This is a genomic window from Streptomyces niphimycinicus (assembly GCF_018883605.1).
In the GTDB taxonomy this organism is placed as follows: Bacteria; Actinomycetota; Actinomycetes; order Streptomycetales; family Streptomycetaceae; genus Streptomyces; species Streptomyces niphimycinicus.
The window spans coordinates 16303-37988 of the sequence record NZ_JAHLEM010000092.1; the positions used below are offsets into that span (position 1 = coordinate 16303).

Consider the following 21686-nt stretch of genomic DNA (forward strand, 5'->3'; position numbering starts at 1 on the left):
GAAGGAGAAGACGAACGATGGTGGCTTGAGGTTCTGCGGTTGGTGCGCGGAGGTTCAGCGGACCAGGGAGACGGCGAACGGCCGGAATCGCGCGCGGATCGCTCTGGTCACGGATGGAGGGCCGCGGCCCGTGGCGGGGGCGTCCCGGGGCTCTCAGAGCGCGGAGATCACCCGCCTGCGGTCCTCCATGGCCCGGCGGGCGAGCCGCGAGGCGGGGGCGAGGCGGTCGTACTCGTGGATGGCGCCGCTGTGGACATGCAGTTCGGTGGGGACATCGGCCTCGGCGAGCCGCTGTGCGTAGGTGACGGCCTCGGCGCGGAAGATGTCGAGCTCTCCGACCTCGACATAGGCGGGTGCCAGGCCCGCGACGGTGGCGACGCGCGCGGGCGCCGCCTCCGGCGGCACGGCGTCGGTGCCGAACGCCGTGCCCAGCAGGGCGTGCCAGCCGGTCCAGTTGTCGTCCCAGGTCCAGGCGACATACGGGGTCAGCCGTGGATCCGGGGTGAGCGTGCGGTCGTCCAGCATGGGATACAGAAGCGCCTGGCGAGCGAGGGGGACGCCCCGCTCACGGGCGAGGATCGCCGTGCCCGCGGCGAGCCCGCCCCCGGCGCTGTCGCCCATGACGGCGATGCGGCGGGGGTCGACCCTCAGCTCGGCCGCCTGGCCGCGCAACCAGGTCAGCGCGGCGAACACATCCTCCACGGGGCCGGTGCCGGTGGCCGCGTCGGGGGCCAGACGGTAGCCCACGGACAGGAACGGCACCCCGGTGGCCTGGACATATCCGGCGACGACGGAGTCGTAGAGGTCGACACTGCCGGCGATCATCCCTCCACCATGGGCGTAGACGACCGCGGAACCCGGCGCGGAGTCGGCCTTCTCGTACCAGCGGACGAGGATCTCCGCCCCGTCCGCGGACCGCACCCTGTGCGAGCCCGCCTTCACCAGGGGAAAGCCGGAGGGGTAGGCCGGGAGCAGGGAGGCCAGCCACCGCATCGAGGCCGTGCCCCTGGCGCGCAGCGTCCGCCAGTCGTCGCGTGTGGGCGGGGGAGGAGTGGGGCCACCCTGCTCGGCGAGGGCCTGTAGCACCGCGGCGAGCTCAGGGTCGAGGGTGAAGGCCATGGTCGACTCCGTTCGAGGACGGCGGGGCGGCGGCGCGGCTACCCCAACTGTCCTCAAAGACTGCTGTGTTGCGCTTGAGTGCCGGTACAGCAGCCCAGTGGCGGCCACAGCAAGCCGGCCGTGGCACGGCGGGAACCCTCGGGGCGGGCGCCCCTTCCCATCGGTGCGCCCGCCCCTGCCCCTCGGCTCTCCCGACCAGCGCCTTCCCCGCCTCCGCTCCCGTACTCCAGGGAAACCCCGGGTGTGCGGGCGCCCAAGCACCGGTGCCCCGGCCGGAACGAGTCCGGCCGGGGCACCGTGCTGTCGCCTTCGCGGGGCTTGTGGATCAGTCCCGCTGGGCGTCCTTGGGAAGCTGGCGCCACTTCACCTCGGTGGTGGTGTCGTACGTCCAGTCGAGCATCTTCTTCGCGTCCGGGTAGCGGTCCGCGTCGTTGAGCACGACTCCCACGACCTCCTTGTCACCGCGCTTGGCGGCGAAGACCAGACAGGGTCCGGCGGGGGTGGTGGTCCCGGTCTTGACGCCGATGGCGCCCTGGTACGAACCCAGCAACTTGTTGGTGTTGTCCCAGGAGTAGTACCGGGTGCGGCCGTTGGCCGCCGGTGCCTCCTGCTTGGTGGACACCGACTTGACAACCGTGTCGAACGTCGCGTTCTCCATGGCGCGGCGGGTCACCTGCGCCAGGTCACGGGGCGTCGAGTAGTTGTCGCTGTCGGCCGAGACACCGTCGAAGGAGTCGTAGTTGGTGTTGGCCAGCCCCAGGTCCTTCGCCTTCGCGTTCATCTTGGCGATGAAGGACTTGGTGCGCTCGGCGGTGGTGTCGCCGGTGCCGAAGGTGTCGGCCAGCGCCATCGCCGCGTCACAGCCGGACGGCAGCATCAACGCGTACAGCAACTGATTGACGGTCAGCTTGTCACCGGTCTGAAGGTCCGCCGTGCTGGCGCCCGACTTGGTGACATAGTCGCGGTATTCCTGCTTGACGGTGACCTGCTGGTTGAGGTCCAGACCCCGGGTCTCGAGCACCACGAGGGCAGTCATGATCTTGGTGGTGCTCGCCATCGGACGCCTGGTGTCGGCGTCCTTGGCCATCAGCTCCTTGTTGGAACCGGTGTCGAGCAGGTACGCGCCCTGGGCGCTGACCTCCGGTGGCGGCTCGGCCGAAGCCTGGGCCATCGCCACCGGAACCGCGATCGCTACGGCCACCGTGGACGCGACCGCCGCGACTCTCCAGCGGGGGGTCACGATTCCACGACGTTTATGCATTCGCCCTCCGTTTCGATTGTTGAAGATGGGGCGAGCGCATCGTCTCACCGGGCGTAACGGGTCCACGCTTCGGGGGTATCGGCCAAGCGATGGCATCGGGGACACAACTACTCCCCGTACCAGCACGGTTGATCCGCCACGACCATGCGGCCCGATGGCTGGGCCGCGACCTGACAGCGATCCCGTCAGGGCTGGTCAACGCGTCACGCGTGTGGCGCCGGGCGTTCCAGTCGCTCCGCCACCGCCCGGGGCGGCGTGGCGCCATGCCGCGGCTCGGCGCCACGCCGTCGTGCGACCCGTCGGCACACCGCGAAACCGGCAATGGCCAGCAGCAGATAGACGGGGACGAGCAGCACCGCGTCCGGTGTCGTCTGCTCGGCGTGCCAGCCCGCGCCGCGCCGGTCGCCCTCCAGCGCGATCCGGTTGACGGTCAGGAAGGTCAGATGGGTGCCGATGGCGGCCCACAGCGGAGCCCGGGCGAGAACGGTCCGGGCCGCCACGAGCGTCAGCCCGAACACGGTCAGGAGGATCAGGTAGTCGGCGGGATTCTGCCCGTCCGGTGCGAACCCGATCGGTTCCGGATCGCCGCCGACCAGATGCGCGGTGGCGGCCCCGATCACGGTCGATGCCCCCGGCACCAGCAGGAACACCGCCGTCGTGCCGAGGGCCGAGGCGGTGGCGCCGAACCGTGTGCGCAGTGACGTCCAGGCGTAGCCGCGCAGGGTCGTCTCCTCCGGCAGGGCTTCGAGCAGGAAGGCGACCACCCCGTTCGAGAGGATGAACCCGGCGAGGGTGACGGGCTCGATACGCGACCAGCGCAGCATGCCCGCGGCGGTACCCGCGCCGAGAACGACGGCGGCCGAGGCCGCCGTCACCCCCGCCCCGGTCAGCAGCGCACGCAGGCTCGGGCCCGCCCCGCCGAACCCGAGCCACGCCGGGGACCGGCGCCCCCGGCTCAAAAGGAGGAGTACGAGTGGCACGGCCAGCGCGGTGACCAGCACGCCCGGGAGCACCCGGGCCGCGAAGCCGGTCAGGCCGAAGGCGTCGGCGCCGACCGGACCCAGGGCCGTGCCGACGCCGAGTGCCGTGGCCATCACCAGACCACCGGTCAGCGCCCGGAACAGGGCGGCGGCGGTCGAGGGGGCGGGCGTACCGGTGTGCGGCTCGGTCATGGGAGGTCCTCCGGGGAGTGCGGTGACTCCAGCCATCCTCACGTCCCACTTCGCCACGAAGCTCGTAGCCAGTGATGAAACCGTCCATACATCCTTCGACGTACCGCGCGTCCGTGGGCCGAGCCCACGCCGGGAATGCGGGGCGGTGGTGAAATGTTAAATTAGCTGCACACCCCATGCTCGGCGCCGGTCGGACTCCCCCGTGCCGGCCGGCGCCGATTCCCTCCCGCCGCCTCGCCCGGGCGGGGTCTCGGCTCAGCGCAGGGACGCCACCGAGTCCTTGCTGAGCGGAATCAGCTCGCTCATCCGGTCGTTCAGGACCTTGTCGGCCCACTCGGGGTCGGCGAGCAGTGCGCGTCCGACCGCGACGAGGTCGAACTCGTCCCGCTCCAGAGGGTCGAGGAGCCGCTCGATGGTGTCCACGGCCGCGTTCGCACCGGAGAGGGAGCCGGGCTGGAAGACGGTGTCCAGGCCGACCGAGCCGACGGTGATGACCGGCTTGCCGGTGACCTTCTTCGCCCATCCGGCGATGTTCAGGTCCGATCCCGGGTCGGGGAACTCGGCCTGCCAGTGGCGGCGTCCGGACGCGTGGAACGCGTCGCCCCCGGCCTCCGCCGGCGGGGTGAGCACGGCCTCCAGTTCCTTGGGGTCCTCGGCGAGCCGGGGAACGGCGGAGCTCCCGCGGGCCGCTGTATTCCGACGTGCCAGAGCTGGGGCATGATCGCGCCACCGTGGGTGTGCACGGCGTCAACGGTCCCTTGCCATCAGGTGAGTTGCTCCTCGCCGTGGAACCGGGGAATGCCGTCGAGAAAACCGGCGGACCGGTGGTCGACGGTGGTGCCCTCGGTGATGATCAGGCCGGTGCCCGCCGCGGCCCGGCGCGCGTAGTAGGCGGCGACGCGTTGATGCTCTTCCTCGCGGTCGCCGCCGAGGACGACTCCGCACCGCTGAGCTCCGCCGAGTTGGCCCGGGTGCTGAACACCAACCCGAGCCTGGTCCGCAAGCTCCTCGTCCCGCTGACGGAGGAGGGGCTGGTCGTCTGCGTCAAGGGCCGCACCGGTGGGGCCAGGCTGGGGCGGCCGACCGGCCGGATCACCCTGGCCGAGATCTACCGCTGTGCCGTCGGCGACAAGCCCCTGTGGGCCTGTTCGCCAGGGGTGGAGCCCGAGTGCCAGGTGACCGCACACGCCGGTGAGTACTTCACCGCGCTCACCGCGGAGGCCGAGGAAGCGGTGCTCGAATCGCTGGGCGACCGCACGCTCGCGGACAGTGTGCGGGAACTGCGCCGCCTCGACGCGGGACGCGCACGACAGCGCTGATTCGCCGCCCCGGGCCCGCTTTCACATCGCCGGAACGCCGGTGCCCCCGTCCGGCTCGGACACCGCCGCCCGGCGCAGATGCTCGGCGAGTGCCGCGGTGGCGGTGGACGCGGCCCGCGCCTTCTCGCCCCAGGCCAGCAGATGAGTGCGGCGCGACCAGGGATCCTGGAGCTCGCATACATCCAGTGGCCGGCCGGGGGCGATGGCGCGGCGTGGCACGACCGCGAGTCCCACACCGGCGGCCGCGAGGGAGACAAGGGTGGGCAGGTGGGCGACGGTGGTGCGGTACCGCACCGCCGGAGCGTGCGGACCCAGGTGCTTCTCGATCGAGCGCCGCAGCGAGGAGCCCGCGTCGAGCCCCACGAGCGGATGCTCGGCGACCTCGCGGTAGGCCACCGCGCCGCGCCCCGCGAGGATCCCGCCGGACTGGCCGATCACCACCAGGGAGTCATCGCAGAGGGGTTCCATGGTGAGACCGCAGTCGCGCGCCTCGGTGTCGAGAACGACGCCCAGGTCCGCGTCGCCATCCGCGAGCAGCCGCACGGTCCGTGGGGTGCGGCTCTCGGACGCCGTCACATCGACGTCCGGGTGCGCGCGGAGGAACGAGACCAGGGCCCTCGGTACGAGGTGATGCATTGCCGAGCCGCCGCTCAGCAGGGTCAGTGGCGCGGTCGGCGGCCGGGCGTAGCTCGCCACGGCGCTTTCGAGGCGCGCCGTCTGGGCGAGCACATCCCGTGCGTGGCGGGCCAGCGCGGTCCCCGCCGGAGTGGGGCGCACCCCCCGTCGGCCACGGATCAACAGGGCCACGCCCGCGTGGTGTTCGAGCGAGCGCACCCTGGCGCTGGCCGACGGGAGGCTCAGATGCATCCGGCGGGCGCCCGCCGTGATCGAGCCCTCCGCCACGATGTGGAGGAAGAGCCGCAGGTCGTCCAGGTCATAACGCACCCTGACGAGCCTATGGCACAGCCTTGCGCAGGCTACGCGGATCACGCATTGTGCGCCCACGGGCCGTGGGGCGATGCTCGGCGGGTGTCCGAGATGGTGATTGTTCTGCTGGCGGGCGTGGCCGCCGGGGCGTTGAACGCCGTCGGGGGCGGGGGCACGTTCGTGGCGCTCCCCGCCCTGGTCGCGGCCGGTCTGTCCCCGGTGACGGCGAACGCGTCCTCGACCGTGGCCCTCGTACCCGGGACCGTGGCGAGCGCGTGGGTCTACCGGCGCGACCTCGCCCCGGTCGGCGGCACGTCCACACGGGCGCTGACCGGGGTCAGTGTGATCGGTGGCGGGCTCGGTGCGGGTCTGCTGCTGACGCTGCCCGCGGTGTCGTTCGACGCCGCGGTGCCCTGGCTGCTCGCGTTCGCCACGGTGATCCTCGCCTTCGGGCGCCATGTCTCCCGAGTGGTGAGCGAAGCGAAGGGCCATGCGGTCGGCATGAGCCCCCGGGCCGTCCTGATCGGCCAGTTCCTCCTCGCCGTGTACGGCGGCTACTTCGGCGGTGCCGTCGGCATCATGATGCTGGCCGTGTGGAGCATCGGCCTCGGCCTCGACCCCTCGGCCGGCAACCCGATGCGGGTCGCCCAGATCGCGGCCGTCTACCTCAGCGCGACCGGGCTGTTCCTCATCGCCTCGGACGCGCTGAGCGCACCGTTCGTGCTCATCACCATGCTGGTCGGCGCGGTGGCCGGCGGGGTGGCCGGAGCGCATATCGCCCGTCGTCTCCCCGCGTGGCTGCTGCGCGGCGTCGTGCTGACCACCGCCGTCACCATGACCGTCCTGTATTTCCTCCGGAACTGAGCAGTCAGCGCCGCGGGGGAGCGGAGGAGGGGTGCTACGACAGTGTGTCGGCCACGACATGCGCCGCGTCCGCGATCAGCTTGTCGTCGGACTTGGCGTCCTTGTCACCGCGGTTCGACATGATCGCCACGACGATGGGAGCGGAGTCGGGCGGCCACACCACCGCGATGTCATTGCGGCCACCGTAGTAGCTACCGCTTCCGGTCTTGTCGCCGACCTGCCAGTCCTTGGGCACCCCGGCCCTGATGAGCGCGTCCCCGGTGGTGTTGGTCCGCAGCCACTTCGTGAGCTGTGCGCGCTCTCCGTCGCCGAGGACATCGCCGAGCACAAACGCGCGCAGATCCTTGGCCATCGCCCGCGGGGTGCTGGTGTCCTGGGTGGAACCGGGCACCCAGCGGCTCAACTCCGGCTCGCGGCGCTCCATCTGGATGACATCGTCGCCCATCTTCTCGAGCATGGCGTCGAGGCCCCTCGGCCCGCCGAGCTCGTCGAAGAGCAGGTTGGCCGCCGCGTTGTCGCTGTAGCGGACGGCGGCGTCACACAGCGCGCCCAGGCTCATCCCGGTGTCGACATGCTTCTCGGTCACGGGGGAGTTGTCGATGAGATCGTCCTTGGAGTACTTGATCACCCGGTCCAGCCCGCCCAGCTTGACCTTCTTCAGCACGGCACCGGCCTCCAGCGCCTTGAACGTGGAGGCGTAGCCGAACCGCTCGCCGTCGCGATAGGCCACCTCGTGTCCGGTGCCGGTGTCGATGGCGTAGACACCCAGCCGCGCGTCGTAGGAGCGCTCCAGCTTCTTGAACTCGCCGGTGAACGACGCCGGGTCCGTGCCCGCCTTCGCGGCCAGATCCGTGGACGTGGACGGCGAGCTGGATGTGCTCGACGACCCCGATGCGTCCGAGGATCCGTCCTGGCCGCAGGCCGTCAGCGGGACGAGAAGCGTGAGCGCGGTGAGCGCGCCGAGGGCGGTGTGCCGGGCACGGGGGAATCGCATGATCCTGACCTCCGGTTGGGCCCCCGAAACGCAGGGGGGCACAGGGGATGGAACGACCGGGCCCCTCGCCGGGGCGCGGCCGTGGGCATCGGGATCACCTTCGCCGTCGGGCGGCTATGCGGTCCAATACGCTCCTGCGCTCTTTCATGCTGATCTGGCATAGAGTACGGATGTGGATCTGGTGGGAGCGTGCCGGGCGTTCGTCAGTGTGAGCGAGCGTGGGAGCTTCACCGTCGGGGCGGCCGCCGCCCGGATGTCCCAGTCGGTGGCCAGCCGTCGGGTGGCCGCTCTGGAGGAGCGCTTCGGCGAGCAGCTCTTCGAACGCACCTCACGGCGGGCCGTACTCACCCCCTTCGGGCGGGAGATGCTGCCGGTGGCCAGACAGCTCGTACAGGCGGCCGATGTGCTGCTGCACGAGGCCGAGGCCGCCAAGCGCAAACCGTGGCGGCTCGCGGTGCCCGGCATCTGCTCGACGGTCGGTCTCGCACGACTCGTCGCCGAGGCACGCGGGCACGGGATCACGCTCGATCTGCGCGTCGCGGCACCGGCGCAGCGCCTGGAGCTCATCCACGCGCAGCAGGTGCGGGCCGCCCTGCTCGCGGTGCCCGCGGACGAGGCCACCTGGTCCGTGCCGCTCGGGCTCGCCGGAGTCCAGGAGCCCGGTGTGCGGCGGGTCTATCTCGAGACGCTGCGGGTCGGCCGGGCCGCTCCGGGCCCGGCCCGCCGTATCTGGATCCAGCCCGAGGACGATGTGCCGCATATCCGCGACCCGCTGACCCGGCTGCGCGACGCGGTCGGTCTGCGGCCCGCCCAGCTCGTGGCCGCCACCGACCTGACAACCGCCGCCGCCGAAGTCCTCAGCACCCACGACCTGTTGCTGTGCTCTCCCGCGCAGGCAGCGGAACTCGCCCTGAAGTGGCGGCCCATCGGCGAGATCACACTCGGCCGGGGGTTCGCTCTCGCCGCCGCCGCGGACGGCAATCCGCAGCCCATCGAAGGGCGCCTGGGCGGCGCCATCGCCCGCTGCCTCGGCGCGGACACCCGGGCGGACACCGAGGAAGGAACGCAAGCGTGAGCACCGAGACACTGCTGCGCGATCTGCGCGAGCAGTTGCGCGACGGCGGCCTGCACGGCTGCCTGCTCGTACGGGACCTCCACACGGGGGACGAGCTGGGAATCGACCCGGACACCCAGTTGCCGTCCGCCTCCCTGGTCAAGGTCCCGCTCGCGCTGGCGACGGCGGAGCGCATCCGGCGCGGCGACCTCGACGGGGCGACGATGCTCGACGTAGCCCCGGGGCGGATCACCACGCCCGGCCCCACCGGGCTGAGCCGGTTCCGCCACCCCGCCCGGATCGCGATCGAGGATCTGCTCTACCTGAGCACCTGTGTGAGTGACGGAACGGCGGCCGACGCGCTGTTCGACCTCACCCCGCCCGCCCAGGTGGCCGAGATCCTCCAGGAACTCGGGCTGCGTGGCATCACCGTCCGGCACGGCATGCGCGAACTGAGCGAAACCCCCGTGGAGCGCTTCGACGCCGAGCAGGTGCATCTCGCCCACGCCCTGGCCATCGACGCGGGCACCGGTGGCCGCGGCCACCGGGTGCCGCAACTCGACACCACCCGCGCCAACACCGGCAGCGCACGCGCCTGGGCGGACCTGCTCCAAGCCCTGTGGACACCGTCGAAAATCCACCCCGACGTGGCCCTCCAGGTGCGCGACCTCATGGCCCACAACGTACTGCGGCACCGGCTCGCCCCGGACTTCAGCTCCGACGCCACCACCTGGTCCTCCAAGACCGGCACCCTCCTCAACCTCCGCCATGAGATCGGCATCGTCGAGCACTCCGACGGCCAGGCGTTCGCCATCGCCGTGCTCACCGAGTCACTCGTGCCCGCGAGCACCCAGCCCGGTGCCGACGCCCTCATGGCGCAGGTGGCCCGCACCCTGCGTGACCACCTCCGGCAGCTCTAGGGCCCTTCTGACGGATCTCCGCGGCGTCGCGACGCCCGGCACGCCCTCTCGCCGCACCGTGCGAAAACCCAAGTAGCTCCGCTACGAGGGCCTCCGCGCGGCACGCCGAGAGCACGCTCCCCCAGCTACCGCTGGGAGGTGCCCCCTGACGCCGCTCCTTCTCCCACGGAGATCCGTCAGAAGGACCCTAGCCCCGGTCGCCGGAGGTGGTGCCGGCCACGGTCAGAGGGTGCGGCCGAAGAGTTCGAGCAGGGCCTCCCAGTGGCGTTCGGCGGCCTCGGCGTTGTAGGAGACGGTGTCGGCCTGGGTGTAGCCGTGCTGCGCGCCCGTGTAGACCTCGGCGCGGTGGCGGACACCGGCCTCGGTGAGGGCCTTGTCCAGGCGCTCCATCTGCTCGGGCGGAAGGGAGTGGTCCTGGTCCGCGTGTCCGAAGTACAGCTCGGCGGTGACCTGTCCGGCCACCGTGTGCGGGCTGTCCGGTGCGTCGGTGGCCAAGTTGCCACCGTGGAATCCGGCCACCGCGGCGACCCGGTCGGGGTAGCTTCCGGCGGTACGCAGGGCCAGCCCGGCGCCCAGGCAGTAGCCGGTGATGCCCACGGGCCCGTCGGTGGCCTGCGGGCAGGCGGCCAGCCACTCCAGATAGGTGCCGGCGTCGCTCATCGCGCGCTCGGGAGTGAGCTCCTGTGTGATCGGGATGATGTTCTGGAAGATCTCCGGGCGCGCCGCGAAGTCGATGAAGTCGGGCAACTCCACCACGGGAGCCCGCCCGTGGCGGTAGAAGACATTGGGCGCCAGCACGGTGTAACCGGCCGCGGCCAGACGGTCGGCCATCCCCCGCAGGTGGGGCCGGAGGCCGAAGGCGTCCATGTACAGCAGAACGGCCGGGTGGCGGTCGGTGTCGTCGGGATGGACCAGATAGGCATCGGCGATGCCGTCCCGGGTGGGGATGTCGACGGCTGTTCCGCGCACTGCGGTCATAGGGCAGTTCCTTTCCTACGTACTGGACGACGCGCGTGGGCGCCGCCGACCAAGATCTTCGGGCCGCCAGAAGGACCCTAGAGCCATCCCTCGGGCAGGGCGGCCCCACCGGCGCGTACATGTCTGATCGCCGCGGCGATCGAATAACAGTCGAAGAGCGCTGAATGCTCCCTGCCGGCCACGGGTTTGGGCAGGCCGAGCGCTTCCCACAGCCGACCGGAGTTGGCCGATGCCGTTATCGGTGCGACGGTATTCAGCCAGGGGCGGATATTCAGGAAGCCGGCGGAGAGAAAGCCGTTCTTGATCTCCTCGCCGCGCGCCCGGGCCCATCCCACGTTCTCCCCGAGGACGACCATGTCGTTGCCGTAGGAGAGCACGGACTGGCCCCGGCAGAACGCCAGGAAGTCACTGAGCGCCTCGGCGGGGGCGACTCCCTCACGGTCCACGGTTTCCTGGTCGATGCCGGTGAGACCCGTGAAGAACGGGGACAGCCGCGGGTTGACCACCGGCCTGACCAGCGCCTCGTATTCCTCGACAACACAGTGGTCGTCAGCGGAAGTGCCCGTGCTGATGCGCAAGGCGCCGATCTGGACGATTTCGCGAAGCTGCCCCGGCTCCGACCAGTCCTGCTCGAGCGATCCCGGCCATGAGGTGAATTCAAGGTCGAACACGACAAACGTCGACAACCGGTCTCTCCTCGTTGTGGTGTGGGGCGAACGAACCGTAAGAGCCGCTGCGCAGGAGACTACTCCTCCCCGAATGCCGTCCCGGGCGGGGATCCCGGTGGCGGTGCGCAAAGCGGTGACCGGCCACGTCGTGGGCCGATGAGGTGAGCCGGCGGAGTCTCAGTCGCGCAGGCTCATGCCGCCACAGACCGACCACACCTGGCCGTTGACCCACTCGGCGTCGTCCGAGAGGAGAAAGGCCACGGTGCCGGCCACGTCCGCGGGCTCGCCCAGCCGCGGACTACGGGCGATCTTCAGCGCCATGGCCTGGAGCCGCTGGTCGTCCCGCTGCTTCTGGGTGTCGCCCATGACCAGCCCGGGCGCCACGGCGTTGCAGCGGATGCCCTCCTTGCCCCAGCGGGAGGCGATATGGCGGGTCAGCGCGTTGATCCCGGCCTTGGAGGCGGCATACGCGGGCCGCCGGGGCTCCCCTCCCCAGGCCGCGCCGGAGGAGGTGTTGACGATGACGCCGCCACCCTGGGCCAGCAGCCGCGGGATGACCGCCCGGCAGGTGAGGGCGTAGCCGAGCAGATTCACCTCGTGGGTGCGCCGCCACAGTGCCGGGTCCATCTCCAGCAGGTCGGTGTCCCGGCCCAGATGGTCGTCCGAGAGGTCGGCGCCGACGTTGTAGAGCCCGTCGACCCCGCCGAACTCGGCGGCGGCCCGGTCGACCAGCGCACCGATCGACTCCTCGTCGGCGAGGTCGAACTCGACGGCGACCGCGGTGCCGCCGCCCTCGGCGATGCGCTGGGAGGTGGCCTTCGCGCCGACGAGGTTGATGTCGCCGACGACGACCGAGGCGCCCTCCTCGGCGAGCCGCTCGGCCGTGGCGGCGCCGATCCCGGTGGCGCCGCCCGCGACGACGATCCTCTTGCCCTGAAGTCCCCGCATGCCGCTCTCCCGCTGACAGAGGTCTGGAACCGAAGGATCGCCGTGAATCAGCATTCCTAGCATGGAACCCGGTGTCATAGAAGGGCGTCGTCATCGCGTACCACCGCCGGGACCCGGGCGCGGCCCTCGCGACGACCCGCCTGGTCCGGAACACCCCCGCCCTCTCCGCCCGGCTGCTGGAGATGCAGAACGGCCGGCGGCCCGGCCGCCCCGACCTCACCGCCCTCCTGGACGAGGCGTTCGCCGCCCTCGCCGGGTGACCTCCCGCTCGGCATACTGGTTGGTGGGGCATCGTTCGCCGGCCGCCCAGGGGGAAGGTTTTCTCCCTGGTTGCTTTCCTCCCGAGATGGAATTCTCCCCTTTCGGTTATTCGTGAAGGAGGCAGACGATGACGACATGGACCAGCGACGAACTCAACCGGATCGCCACGACGGACGAACTGGAAATGGCGCCGCTGCAAGGCGACGGCACACCGCGTACGGCGGTGCCGATCTGGGTCGTCCGTGACGGCGACGACCTCTACGTCCGCTCCTTCCGGGGCACCGACGGCTCCTGGTGGCGCACCGCGCATGGGAGCCACGAGGGCCACATCCGCTCCGGCGGCGTGGACCGGGACGTCACCCTGATCGAGGAGGGCGACCCCGGTGTCAACGACCGGGTCGACGACGCGTACCGCTCCAAGTACGGCCGCTACAGCGGCACCTATGTCGAGCCCATGGTCGCGGACACGGCGCGCGCCACGACGCTGCGGCTCGTACCCCGGTGACGAGGGGCGAGCCGGTCACCGGCGACCGCCTTCGCCACATCCCGCCACCGCGACACGGTGCTCTTCGTCGTCAACGGGGCACCGCCGTGGTGCCGCACCCCGAGCGCGCGGACACCCTGTGGACCCTGCACCAGGATCGACACGGCTTCCGCCACTTCGTCGACGACCTGGAGTCCTGACCCGGTCCAGATCAGGTGGGTGCGGGGCGGCTCGGTGGCCGCCCCGCGCGGTGTCTTAAGGGGAAGCGGTCTCAGGAGAAGGTGTCGGGCCCCACCTGGTCGGGGTCGGGACCGCCCCGCGCTCCGGTGTCGAGCGCGTCGATGGCGGCCACCTCGTGCGGGGTGAGGGAGAAGTCGAAGATCGCGATGTTCTCCGCGATGCGGTGGGGTTTGACGGACTTCGGGATCGCGCACAGGTCGTGCTCGACCTGCCAGCGCAGGATGATCTGGGCCGGGGATCTGCCGTATTTATCGGCGAGGCCGGTGATGGTGGGTTCCTGGAGCGGATCCCCGACCTTGTCCGGGCTCTCGCCCCCGTAGCGGTTCACGCCGCCGATGGGCGACCAGGACTGGGTGACGATGCCCTGGCGGACATCGAAGGCGCGCAGCTCGGCCTGGCTGAAGAGCGGATGCAGTTCGACCTGGTTCACCGCGGGCACCACGTCGGTGCGCGCCATGAGATCGGTCAGATGCGCGGGGGTGTGGTTGCATACGCCGATCGCCCGCACCCGGCCGTCGGCCAGCAGCTTCTCGGCCGCCTTGTACGAGGCCACCGTGGTGTCGAACGCGGACGGGGCCGGCCAGTGCAGCAGATACAGATCGAGCCGGTCCAGGCCCAGCTCGGTGAGGCTGGTGTCGAAGGCGCGGAGGGTGGCGTCGTAGCCGTAGTCGGACATCCAGAGCTTGGTGATGACGAAGATGTCCGCACGGCCGATGCCCGAGCGGGCGATGCCCTCACCGACCTCCTTCTCGTTGCCGTAGGCGGCCGCGGTGTCGATGAGGCGGTAGCCGTTCTCGATCGCGGTCGTCACCGCGGGGATGGTCTCGTCGGGCGGGCTCTGGTGGACGCCGAGGCCCAGAGCGGGCATCCGCACGCCGTTGTTCAGGGTCAGAAGGGGGGCTGGTCCATTCATACGGGATCCTTGGGTGCGTCGGAGACCGGCGGGCCCGCCCGGTGCCGTGCCCCGGCACGGGGTGAAGCCCGCTCGTACTGCGACAGGGGTTCCCGATGACGGGCCGGGTGCTCGCTCCGTACCCCGAACGTCACCACGTTGGCGCGATCAGGGCGCCGTGCCCGGCCCCGGAGGCCGCCGCCCCGGCGCCGTATGCCAGGGGATCACGGTGAGGTGCTGTTCTCGTCGGCCGTCAGGTCCTGTGTGCCGATGACCGAGAGAAGTTCGAGCTGGGCGGCGCCTTCGGTGCCGGGCGGGGCGCTGAACCACAGCAGGCGCTGGCGGCCGTCCTCGCTGAACAGGGAGTGGCAGTCCAGCTCGATGACGCCCAGCGCGGGGTGGACGATGCGCTTGTGGTCGGTCCGCCGGAGGGCGACGTCATGGGTGTCCCAGAGGGTGGCGAACTCCTCGCTGCGGCGTCGGAGCGCGGCCACCATCCGCCGCACCTCGGTGTCGCCGCCACGCCGGGCGGCCACGGCCTGGAGGTCGGCGACGAAGACCCGGGAGTGGTGGGGGTGGTCCTCGGGCGGGTAGAGCGCACGGGCGTCCGGGTCGGTGAACCAGCGGTGGACGAGGCTGGCCGCGGGCCCGCGGACCGCCGGGGGACGGCCGACCAGCGCGGCCGCCAGCTCGTTCTGCGCCAGGGTCTGGTGCAGGTCGGTGATGATCTGGGCGGGGGTGGTGCCCAGCCGGTCCAGCAGACCGAGCAGGGCCGGCTGGACCTGTGCGGCCGGGCCGTGCGTCACCGGGGGAACGGGGCGGTCGGCGAGGTGGAACAGATGGTCGCGCTCGTCGCCGCCCAGCCGCAGCGCCCGGGCGAGGGCGGTCAACACCTGGGCCGAGGGCTGAGCGCCGCGTCCGCGCTCCAGCTCGGTGTAGTAGTCCGCGGACAGCCCGGCCAACTGGGCGACCTCCTCGCGCCGCAGCCCGGGCACCCGGCGCCGCGGGCCGGTGGGCAGGCCGACGTCGGCGGGGCGGACGCGGTCGCGCCGGGACTTGAGGAACGCGGCCAATTCGGAGTGGTTCACGCCCTCCATGGTCGCTTGTACCGGTGGGCCGAGCCAGGGGCTGACAACCCCCGGGTGCGGACAGCCCTGGCCGGCCCGGAGACCCCGGCCCAGAGTGGAGACACCGACGAGGCGTCGGCGGCGACACCGCCGGCGCCCCGGGCCACGGCCACACCATGTGGCATCCGCCAGCCAGCACCCTGTTCCAGGAGTCCCCATGTCACCCCAGGCAACCGCGCCCCAGCACCCCACCGACCGGCCCCGCGTCGCCATCGTCACCGGCGGCTCCCGCGGTATCGGCCACGAGGCGGTCAAGCGGCTGGCCGCCGACGGATACGCCGTCGTGGTCGGATACGCGGGCCACCGGGAGCCGGCCGAAGCCGCCGCCCATGACATCGCCGCCGCCGGTGGCCGGGCCGTCGCCGTCCGGGCCGACGTGGCCGACGAGCGGCAGGTGGCCGCGCTCTTCGACACCGCGGAGTCCGAGTACGGCGGGGTCGACGTCGTCGTCCACGCGGCCGGCCGGCTGTATCTGGCCCCCATCGCCGAGCTGGACCTGGCGGAGCTGGACACGCTGCACCGCACCAACATCCGCGGAACCTTCGTCGTCGCCCAGCAGGCCGCCCGCAGGATCCGCGGCGGCGGGGCGCTCATCACCTTCTCCACGTCCATCGTGGGCCTGGCCCTGCCCGGCTACGGCGCCTACAGCGCCAGCAAGGGAGCGACCGAGGCACTCACCATGATCCTGGCGCGCGAGCTGCGCGGCCGGGACGTCACCGTCAACACCGTCGCCCCCGGCCCCACCGCCACCGATCTGTTCCTCGAGGGCAAGGACGAGGAGACCATCGCCCGGATGGCGGCCCAGCCCCCGCTGGAGCGCCTCGGCACCCCCACCGACATCGCCGAGGTCGTCGCCTTCCTCGCCTCCCCGGCCGGCCACTGGGTCAACGGCCAGGTCATCCGCGCCAACGGCGGCATCGTCTGACCGCCACGACGCCCCCGCACGACCGCTTTCCACCCCGTTTCCCCACCAGGAGAGAGAACGACCATGCCCTTCGCGAACTTCAAGGTCCCCGCCGGATCCCTCGACGAGAAGCAGAAGCAGGAGATCGTCACCCGCACCACCGAGCTGTACGTCGACATCTACGGTGAGCGCGCCCGTGCCAACACCCTGGTCGTGGTCGAAGAGGTCACCGACGGCGGCTGGGGCATCGGCGGCAACGTCCTGACCCTCGCCATGCTCCAGCAGCCGCCCGGCCACTGACACCGGCGGACACTCACGGCCCCCGGCGTCGCTCGGCGCCGGGGGAACCCCGGGTGCTAGCCCGCGGTGACCGCCGTCGGGCTGAAGGTGACGGGCAGCGATTCCAGGCAGCGGTACCAGAAGGAGTCCGCCCACCTCAGCTCGTCGGGCGCGACCGCGAGCGTCAGGTCCGGCACGCGGTCCAGCAGCACCTCGATCGCCGTCTCCGCGATGATCCTGGCCGTCTCGGGGCCGCCCACCGGGCAGCCGTAGTCACCGCCGCTGAAGCTGACATGCGAATGGTTCCCGCCGTGGCCGACGGGGGTGTCGGGCCACAGCAGCGGATCGGCGTTGGCGGCGGCCAGGCCGAGGACGACGAGGTCGCCGGTGCGGATGCGCCGCCCCCCGAGTGCGGTGTCGCGGGTGGCGTACCGCCCGATGAGGTTCTGGAGCGGGGAGTCCGCCCACAGCACCTCGTTCATGGCCTCGCCGATGCTGCGGCGGTTGCCCGAGAGGGTCATGGCGAAGCGCTCGTCGGTGAGCATCAGCCGCAGGGTGTTGCCGATCCAGTACGAGGTGAGCGGCAGCGCGGCCGCCATCAGCACCATCAGGTCGGCGGTCTGCTGCTCCTCGGTGAGGTCCGGGGTGTTCAGGATGAACTGCGAGGTGAGGTCGGGGCCCGGCGCCTCGTGCTTGGCCTTCACCAGCTCCGCCACATACGCGGCGACCTGCTGCTGGCCGGCGATGGCCTCCTCGTTGGAGAGGAACGAGACGGTCAGCCCGCCCGCCAGGGCCTCCAGCCCGGCCTCGTCGTCGGACAGGCCGAACAACTCGGCCGTGGCGAGGGTGGGCACCGAGTAGATGTAGTCGTACACCAGGTCCGCCTTGCCGCTCACGGCGAACTTGTCGATCAACTGGTCGGCGAAGCGCTCGCAGTGCCCGCGCAGCACGAAGGGGTCGATCGTGGCGAGGGCCTCGCTGACGGCCGCCGCACGCTGCCGGTGCTCCTCCCCCTCCGTGAAGGCCAGCATCGGGCTGTACGCCACCCACGGCATGAGCGGCCAGTCCGGCGGCACGCTGTCCCAGCCGTTCCAGCGGCGCGGGTCCCGGCCGAAGGTCTCGACGTCGGACAGCACCTGGCGCGTCTCGCGGTAGCCGAGGACGAACCAGGCGTCGATGTCGCCTTCGAGCAGGACGGGCGCGACCTGTCCGCTGTCGTGCCGTATCCGCTGGTAGGTCTCGGTTGGCCGGCGCCGGAAATCCGGCCCGTACAGCCGTGCGGCGTGGGCGGGGCAGCCCGGGGGTGGTGCCTCCGGTGTGGGGTGCGGGGCCTGCGTGTCCTGGTCGTCCTGGGGGTTCGTCACTGCATTGTCTTCCTCGGGAGCGGTGGATCTGCGGGGCTGCCGGGAGGCTAACGAAGTGATCGCGTCAGGCCAACTTCCCTGCGGTGACGATTCCTCGCCGGATCGCCGTGGTGCGCCGGGCGGGTCGTGGACGAGGTGGGGCGGCGGGCGGTCCGCCGTGCTCCCGTATCCGCTGCGGCGGGCGGTGCGAATAACGCTGTGCGGGGCTGCTGTGCATATATGAATGGCCCCTCCATGAATTCAGCCGGATAAATGCGGATGCGGATTCCGGACACTGTGGGAGTGGGGCGGACGTCGCCACAGAGGCGGTGGTGGGACGTGTCGTGCGTTGACGCGCGTCGACACTTCGGAATTCCTCGTTCAATGCGGTGCAAGACTCATTCCGCTTTTGCCGGGGAGGGCAGCCCAGGAGCCGGGAAGCGATTTTCCGTACCGGCTGGGCTGTAATGCCTGACCGGATACCGTTCTCGCCGCCCGCAGGCACTTGCCGTGCGCACTTCACCGCGCGATACGGTGCGGCCGGGATTTCACCGGGGGCATCCGCTCCCCGTCCCGATCAGGATTTGGGGGGACTGGTGCAGATACGCAAGGTCGTTTTAGCCGCGAGCGGAGTGGTTTTCGCGTTCGCCCTGACAATTCCGGCGGCCGCGTCCGCCGACTCGCACAGCACCGTCACACGTACCGCGGATTCCGCGGTGTCCACACACAAGAGTGCGGCATCCCGCTCATCCGTTGAGTCCGCCGAGAATTACTGGACTCCGCAGCGCATGCGCAGAGCCGTCGAAGCCGACACGCCCGCCGACGCCAAGGCGTCACAGAAGGCGGCCGTCGACGCGGCGGCCAAACCCTCTCAGCTCGCGAAACCGCAGAAGGCGACCACTTCGCAGAAGGCCCGCGGGATCCGGATCGCGACCTCGATCGTGCAGGGGAAGGTCTTCTTCCACAACCCGACCAACGGCGGCGACTACGCCTGCTCCGCCGCGGCGGTCAACAATCCCACGAAGAACATGGTGTTCACCGCCGGACACTGCGTCCACGGTGGCGCCGGCGGCACCTGGGCGACCAACTGGGTGTTCGTCCCCGCCTACTACAACGGCTCGCGGCCGTACGGAACCTGGTCCGCCAAGACGCTGACCTCGTTCAACGGCTGGATCAACAGCAGTGACCTGAACTACGACATCGGCGTGGCCAACGTCTGGGACAACGGCTCCAGCAAGCTGGTCAACACCGTTGGCGGCATGGGGCTCGGCTACAACTACGGGTACGCCAACACCGTGACCGTCTGGGGCTACCCGGCCGCCTTCGGCCACAACGGCGAGGTGCCCTACGTGTGCCAGAACGTCGGCACCTGGCAGGACGGCTCCCGGGTGCAGAACGGATGCACCATGGTCGAGGGCGCCAGTGGCGGCCCCTGGCTGCGGGACTACAACGAGACCACCGGCCTGGGGACCGAGATCGGGGTCACCAGCACCCGGACCGATCCGCCCGCCTATATCGACAGCCCCTACTTCGACAACAAGATCCAAACGATCTACAACAACACCGCCAACGGCTGAGCACCACACCGCAGGCGGTTCAGTACCACACCGCACTCGGCCGGGGCCCCGCAGTCAGGGGTTCCCGGCCTTCGGCATCGGGAGACAACGCCATGCGCCCGCTCAGCGCAGCCCTCCTCACCGCGGCGATCGCGGCCACCGGCATCGTCGCGGCCCTCGCCGTCGCCGCCCGGGGCCAGGACACCGGCGATCCCTCCGCCCCGGACACCCCACGGACCGCCCCGGACACCCCACGGACCGCCCCGGACACCCCGCGGAGCCACCGGGCGGATCCGCCGGACCCCTCGTACTGGACCCCGGAGCGGGTGCGCGACGCCCGGCCCGCGCCCATGCCCACCGACCCGCACACGGGAGGCGGGCGGCAATCGCCGCCGTAGGTGCGTAGGGTGGCGCGGGTGCGAATAGCTGTGTCCTCCGGCCGCCGTGCCGGTTACCGAAGCTGGCCGGGGCGGATCCTGATCTCGGGGCTTGCGCTGTTGTTCCTCTTCTCCGTCTATCAGGACGTGACGGAGCGGATCGTCTTCGACCCGACCTTCGACACGGAGGCATACGTCGGGGACTGGGCGCCGGTCTGCTCCGGAGCCCTGGCCGGGGCGATGGCCGTGCTGGCCGCGATGCGCGATTCCCGCTGGGTCCCGCGGGCCGCGCTGGTGGCCTGCGCCGGCACCTTCGCGGCCACGCTGGCCTACCGCCTGCTGCCGGTGAACATGGTGACCAGCGAGAGCAGCGGCACCGAACTCATGGGCCTGCTGGCCCTCCTCGCCGTGGCGGTGCGCCGCTGCACGCCCGGATGGGCCCCGGTGATCGTGGCGGCCCTGGGCATCAGCGTGTTCTCCGTCCCGCTGCTGCGGGACGCGGATCCCGGCGACTTCTCCGGCAGCATCGTGCTGGCCCTGGCCCTGGCCTTCGTCTGCGGTCTGGTACTGCGCCTCTACGACATCCAGCAGGAACGCACCGGACAGCTCGTCCGGCAGGAGGAACGGCTCGCGCTCGCCCGCGACCTGCACGACACCGTGGCCCATCAGGTGACCGCGATCGTGGTGCAGTTGCAGGCCGTGCGCCATGTCACCGGCCGGGGCACCCCCGACCCGCGGATGCTGAACGAGATGCTCGACGCCGTCGAGAACGCGGGCGGTGAGGCGCTGACGTCCATGCGGCGTCTGGTCGGTTCGATGCGCGGTGACGAGACCCCGCGGCATCCGGAGAACCTCGGCGAGGTGCTGACCCGCATCGTGGACGAGGCACGGGCGACGGGGCTGCCGATCCGGCTGGACCTCGGACAGGACCTGCCGGAGGACGTCCCCACGGAGGTCACCGGCGGGCTGAGCCGCGTCCTCCAGGAAGCCCTGACCAACGCCCAGCGCTATGCGCGCGGAGCCCGGTCGGTGGACGTGTCCGCCCGGGTCGCGGCACGCCACGCCGAACTGGTCGTCGAGGACGACGGACAAGGCTCCCCGTCCGGACACCGCGGCGGCCTCGGCCGGCTCGGCGGCGGCTTCGGCATCATGGGCATGCGGGAGCGGATCGAGCTGCTCGGCGGCGCCTTCGAGGCGGGGCACCGCCCGGAAGGCGGGTGGCGGGTCCGCGCCTCCGTACCGCTGCACCCCGACGAGGCTTCACGCAACGCCCGGGCGCGCGGGCGGCACGCCGTACGATCCGGGTTGCGGCTACGGGAGGGCAGGACGGCATGACCATACGCATCCTGGTCGCGGACGATCAGCACCTGGTGCGGGCCGGGTTCCGCATGGTGCTGTCGGCCGAGTCCGACATGGAGGTGGTGGCCGAGGCCGCCGACGGGGCCTCGGCCCTGTCGCTGGCCCGCGAGACCCGGCCGGACGTGTGTCTCGTGGACATCCGGATGCCTCCGCCCGACGGTCTGGAGGTCACCCGCCGACTGGCCGGCGGCGGTTATCCCGGAGCGCCGAAAGTGGTCGTGGTCACCACCTTCGACCTCGACGAATATGTGTACACGGCGCTGTCGAACGGGGCGTCGGGCTTCCTCCTCAAGGACGCCGGTCCGGCACTGCTGACCGAGGCCGTCCGGGCGGCCGTCCGCGGGGACGCCATGGTCGCCCCGCAGATCACCCTCCGTCTGCTCCAGCACTTCACCAAGGCGCGGCGACGCGGCGCGTCCGAACCGGCCGAGCCGCTGACCGACCGCGAGGAGGAGGTCATCCAGGGCATCGCCCGTGGACTGACCAACCCGGAGATCGCCGCCGAGCTGTATATCGCGCCCAGTACGGTCAAGACGCATCTGGGGTCCGTCCAGGCGAAGCTGGGCCTGCGCAACCGGGTCGAGGTCGCGGCCTGGGCCTTCCGCTCGGGGCGGGTGGAATAGCGGCCCGGCCGTCGTGG

At 71.2% G+C, this 21686-nt stretch carries 22 protein-coding genes and 1 pseudogene; 11 read left to right on the forward strand and 12 right to left on the reverse strand.

What is annotated here, in order from left to right:
• Positions 1–153 precede the first annotated feature (153 nt).
• From KN815_RS10890 to KN815_RS10905, 4 genes and pseudogenes are all read right to left on the reverse strand, one after another.
• Positions 154–1119 (reverse strand): alpha/beta hydrolase fold domain-containing protein, encoded by a 966-nt coding sequence (locus KN815_RS10890; RefSeq protein ID WP_216341574.1) that lies wholly within the window; start codon positions 1117–1119, stop codon positions 154–156.
• Positions 1120–1444: 325 nt separating this feature from the next.
• A complete protein-coding gene (locus KN815_RS10895) occupies positions 1445–2380 on the reverse strand; it encodes a D-alanyl-D-alanine carboxypeptidase family protein (protein ID WP_216341575.1) in 936 nt (311 codons plus the stop codon).
• A 203-nt stretch (positions 2381–2583) separates the two neighbouring features.
• Entirely contained in the window at positions 2584–3552 is a 969-nt protein-coding gene (locus KN815_RS10900; protein ID WP_216341576.1) for a CPBP family glutamic-type intramembrane protease, read from the reverse strand.
• A 255-nt stretch (positions 3553–3807) separates the two neighbouring features.
• Positions 3808–4451 (reverse strand): annotated as a pseudogene (locus KN815_RS10905) (oxidoreductase); the annotation flags it as partial.
• Positions 4452–4457: 6 nt separating this feature from the next.
• On the opposite strand from KN815_RS10905, the gene KN815_RS10910 reads away from it, so the two are divergent.
• Positions 4458–4871, forward strand: coding sequence for an RrF2 family transcriptional regulator (locus KN815_RS10910; protein WP_216341608.1), 414 nt, complete (start codon positions 4458–4460; stop codon positions 4869–4871).
• A 21-nt stretch (positions 4872–4892) separates the two neighbouring features.
• Here KN815_RS10910 and KN815_RS10915 read toward each other — a convergent pair whose 3' ends face one another.
• Positions 4893–5816 (reverse strand): LysR family transcriptional regulator, encoded by a 924-nt coding sequence (locus KN815_RS10915; RefSeq protein ID WP_216341577.1) that lies wholly within the window; start codon positions 5814–5816, stop codon positions 4893–4895.
• A gap of 93 nt (positions 5817–5909) precedes the next feature.
• On the opposite strand from KN815_RS10915, the gene KN815_RS10920 reads away from it, so the two are divergent.
• Positions 5910–6662 (forward strand): sulfite exporter TauE/SafE family protein, encoded by a 753-nt coding sequence (locus KN815_RS10920; RefSeq protein WP_216341609.1) that lies wholly within the window; start codon positions 5910–5912, stop codon positions 6660–6662.
• Positions 6663–6696: 34 nt separating this feature from the next.
• Here KN815_RS10920 and bla read toward each other — a convergent pair whose 3' ends face one another.
• The gene (bla, locus tag KN815_RS10925; RefSeq protein WP_216341578.1) at positions 6697–7656 is read right to left on the reverse strand and encodes a class A beta-lactamase; all 960 of its coding nucleotides are present in this window, start codon (positions 7654–7656) and stop codon (positions 6697–6699) included.
• A gap of 172 nt (positions 7657–7828) precedes the next feature.
• Between bla and KN815_RS10930 the strand changes: the two genes are divergently transcribed.
• Entirely contained in the window at positions 7829–8731 is a 903-nt protein-coding gene (locus tag KN815_RS10930; protein WP_216341579.1) for a LysR family transcriptional regulator, read from the forward strand.
• Complete coding sequence (locus KN815_RS10935) at positions 8728–9630, forward strand: serine hydrolase (protein WP_216341580.1); 903 nt, start codon at positions 8728–8730, stop codon at positions 9628–9630. The genes KN815_RS10930 and KN815_RS10935 overlap by 4 nt, the downstream gene beginning before the upstream one ends.
• A 222-nt stretch (positions 9631–9852) precedes the next feature.
• Here KN815_RS10935 and KN815_RS10940 read toward each other — a convergent pair whose 3' ends face one another.
• The 3 genes from KN815_RS10940 to KN815_RS10950 all read right to left on the reverse strand — a co-directional run bounded on the left by KN815_RS10940 (position 9853) and on the right by KN815_RS10950 (position 12224).
• Positions 9853–10608: a dienelactone hydrolase family protein gene (locus KN815_RS10940; protein WP_216341581.1), complete on the reverse strand. Its 756-nt coding sequence runs from the start codon at positions 10606–10608 to the stop codon at positions 9853–9855.
• A 77-nt stretch (positions 10609–10685) separates the two neighbouring features.
• Positions 10686–11294: a 3'-5' exonuclease gene (locus KN815_RS10945; protein ID WP_216341582.1), complete on the reverse strand. Its 609-nt coding sequence runs from the start codon at positions 11292–11294 to the stop codon at positions 10686–10688.
• 159 nt (positions 11295–11453) lie between these two features.
• Positions 11454–12224, reverse strand: a complete 771-nt coding sequence (locus KN815_RS10950) for an SDR family NAD(P)-dependent oxidoreductase (protein ID WP_216341583.1) — start codon at positions 12222–12224, stop codon at positions 11454–11456.
• Between the two features lie 388 nt (positions 12225–12612).
• On the opposite strand from KN815_RS10950, the gene KN815_RS10955 reads away from it, so the two are divergent.
• The gene (locus KN815_RS10955) at positions 12613–12990 is read left to right on the forward strand and encodes a DUF2255 family protein (RefSeq protein WP_216341584.1); all 378 of its coding nucleotides are present in this window, start codon (positions 12613–12615) and stop codon (positions 12988–12990) included.
• A gap of 250 nt (positions 12991–13240) precedes the next feature.
• Here the strand turns inward: KN815_RS10955 and KN815_RS10960 are convergent, their stop codons facing one another.
• Positions 13241–14122: an aldo/keto reductase gene (locus tag KN815_RS10960; RefSeq protein WP_216341585.1), complete on the reverse strand. Its 882-nt coding sequence runs from the start codon at positions 14120–14122 to the stop codon at positions 13241–13243.
• Positions 14123–14325: 203 nt separating this feature from the next.
• Positions 14326–15189: a helix-turn-helix transcriptional regulator gene (locus tag KN815_RS10965; RefSeq protein WP_216341586.1), complete on the reverse strand. Its 864-nt coding sequence runs from the start codon at positions 15187–15189 to the stop codon at positions 14326–14328.
• A 196-nt stretch (positions 15190–15385) separates the two neighbouring features.
• Here KN815_RS10965 and KN815_RS10970 point away from each other — a divergent pair, with 196 nt between their 5' ends.
• Positions 15386–16153, forward strand: a complete 768-nt coding sequence (locus KN815_RS10970) for an SDR family oxidoreductase (RefSeq protein ID WP_216341587.1) — start codon at positions 15386–15388, stop codon at positions 16151–16153.
• 63 nt (positions 16154–16216) lie between these two features.
• Complete coding sequence (locus KN815_RS10975; protein WP_078638778.1) at positions 16217–16432, forward strand: tautomerase family protein; 216 nt, start codon at positions 16217–16219, stop codon at positions 16430–16432.
• A gap of 56 nt (positions 16433–16488) precedes the next feature.
• Here KN815_RS10975 and KN815_RS10980 read toward each other — a convergent pair whose 3' ends face one another.
• A complete protein-coding gene (locus tag KN815_RS10980; protein WP_216341588.1) occupies positions 16489–17775 on the reverse strand; it encodes a cytochrome P450 in 1287 nt (428 codons plus the stop codon).
• A gap of 767 nt (positions 17776–18542) precedes the next feature.
• Between KN815_RS10980 and KN815_RS10985 the strand changes: the two genes are divergently transcribed.
• The 4 genes from KN815_RS10985 to KN815_RS11000 all read left to right on the forward strand — a co-directional run bounded on the left by KN815_RS10985 (position 18543) and on the right by KN815_RS11000 (position 21669).
• Positions 18543–19331 carry a trypsin-like serine peptidase gene (locus tag KN815_RS10985; protein ID WP_216341589.1) on the forward strand — a complete coding sequence of 263 codons (789 nt, stop codon included), beginning with the start codon at positions 18543–18545 and terminating at the stop codon, positions 19329–19331.
• 92 nt (positions 19332–19423) lie between these two features.
• Entirely contained in the window at positions 19424–19708 is a 285-nt protein-coding gene (locus tag KN815_RS10990) for a hypothetical protein (RefSeq protein ID WP_216341590.1), read from the forward strand.
• Between the two features lie 18 nt (positions 19709–19726).
• The gene (locus tag KN815_RS10995) at positions 19727–21022 is read left to right on the forward strand and encodes a sensor histidine kinase (protein ID WP_216341591.1); all 1296 of its coding nucleotides are present in this window, start codon (positions 19727–19729) and stop codon (positions 21020–21022) included.
• The gene (locus KN815_RS11000) at positions 21019–21669 is read left to right on the forward strand and encodes a response regulator (protein ID WP_216341592.1); all 651 of its coding nucleotides are present in this window, start codon (positions 21019–21021) and stop codon (positions 21667–21669) included. The genes KN815_RS10995 and KN815_RS11000 overlap by 4 nt, the downstream gene beginning before the upstream one ends.
• The last annotated feature ends 17 nt before the right edge of the window (positions 21670–21686 follow it).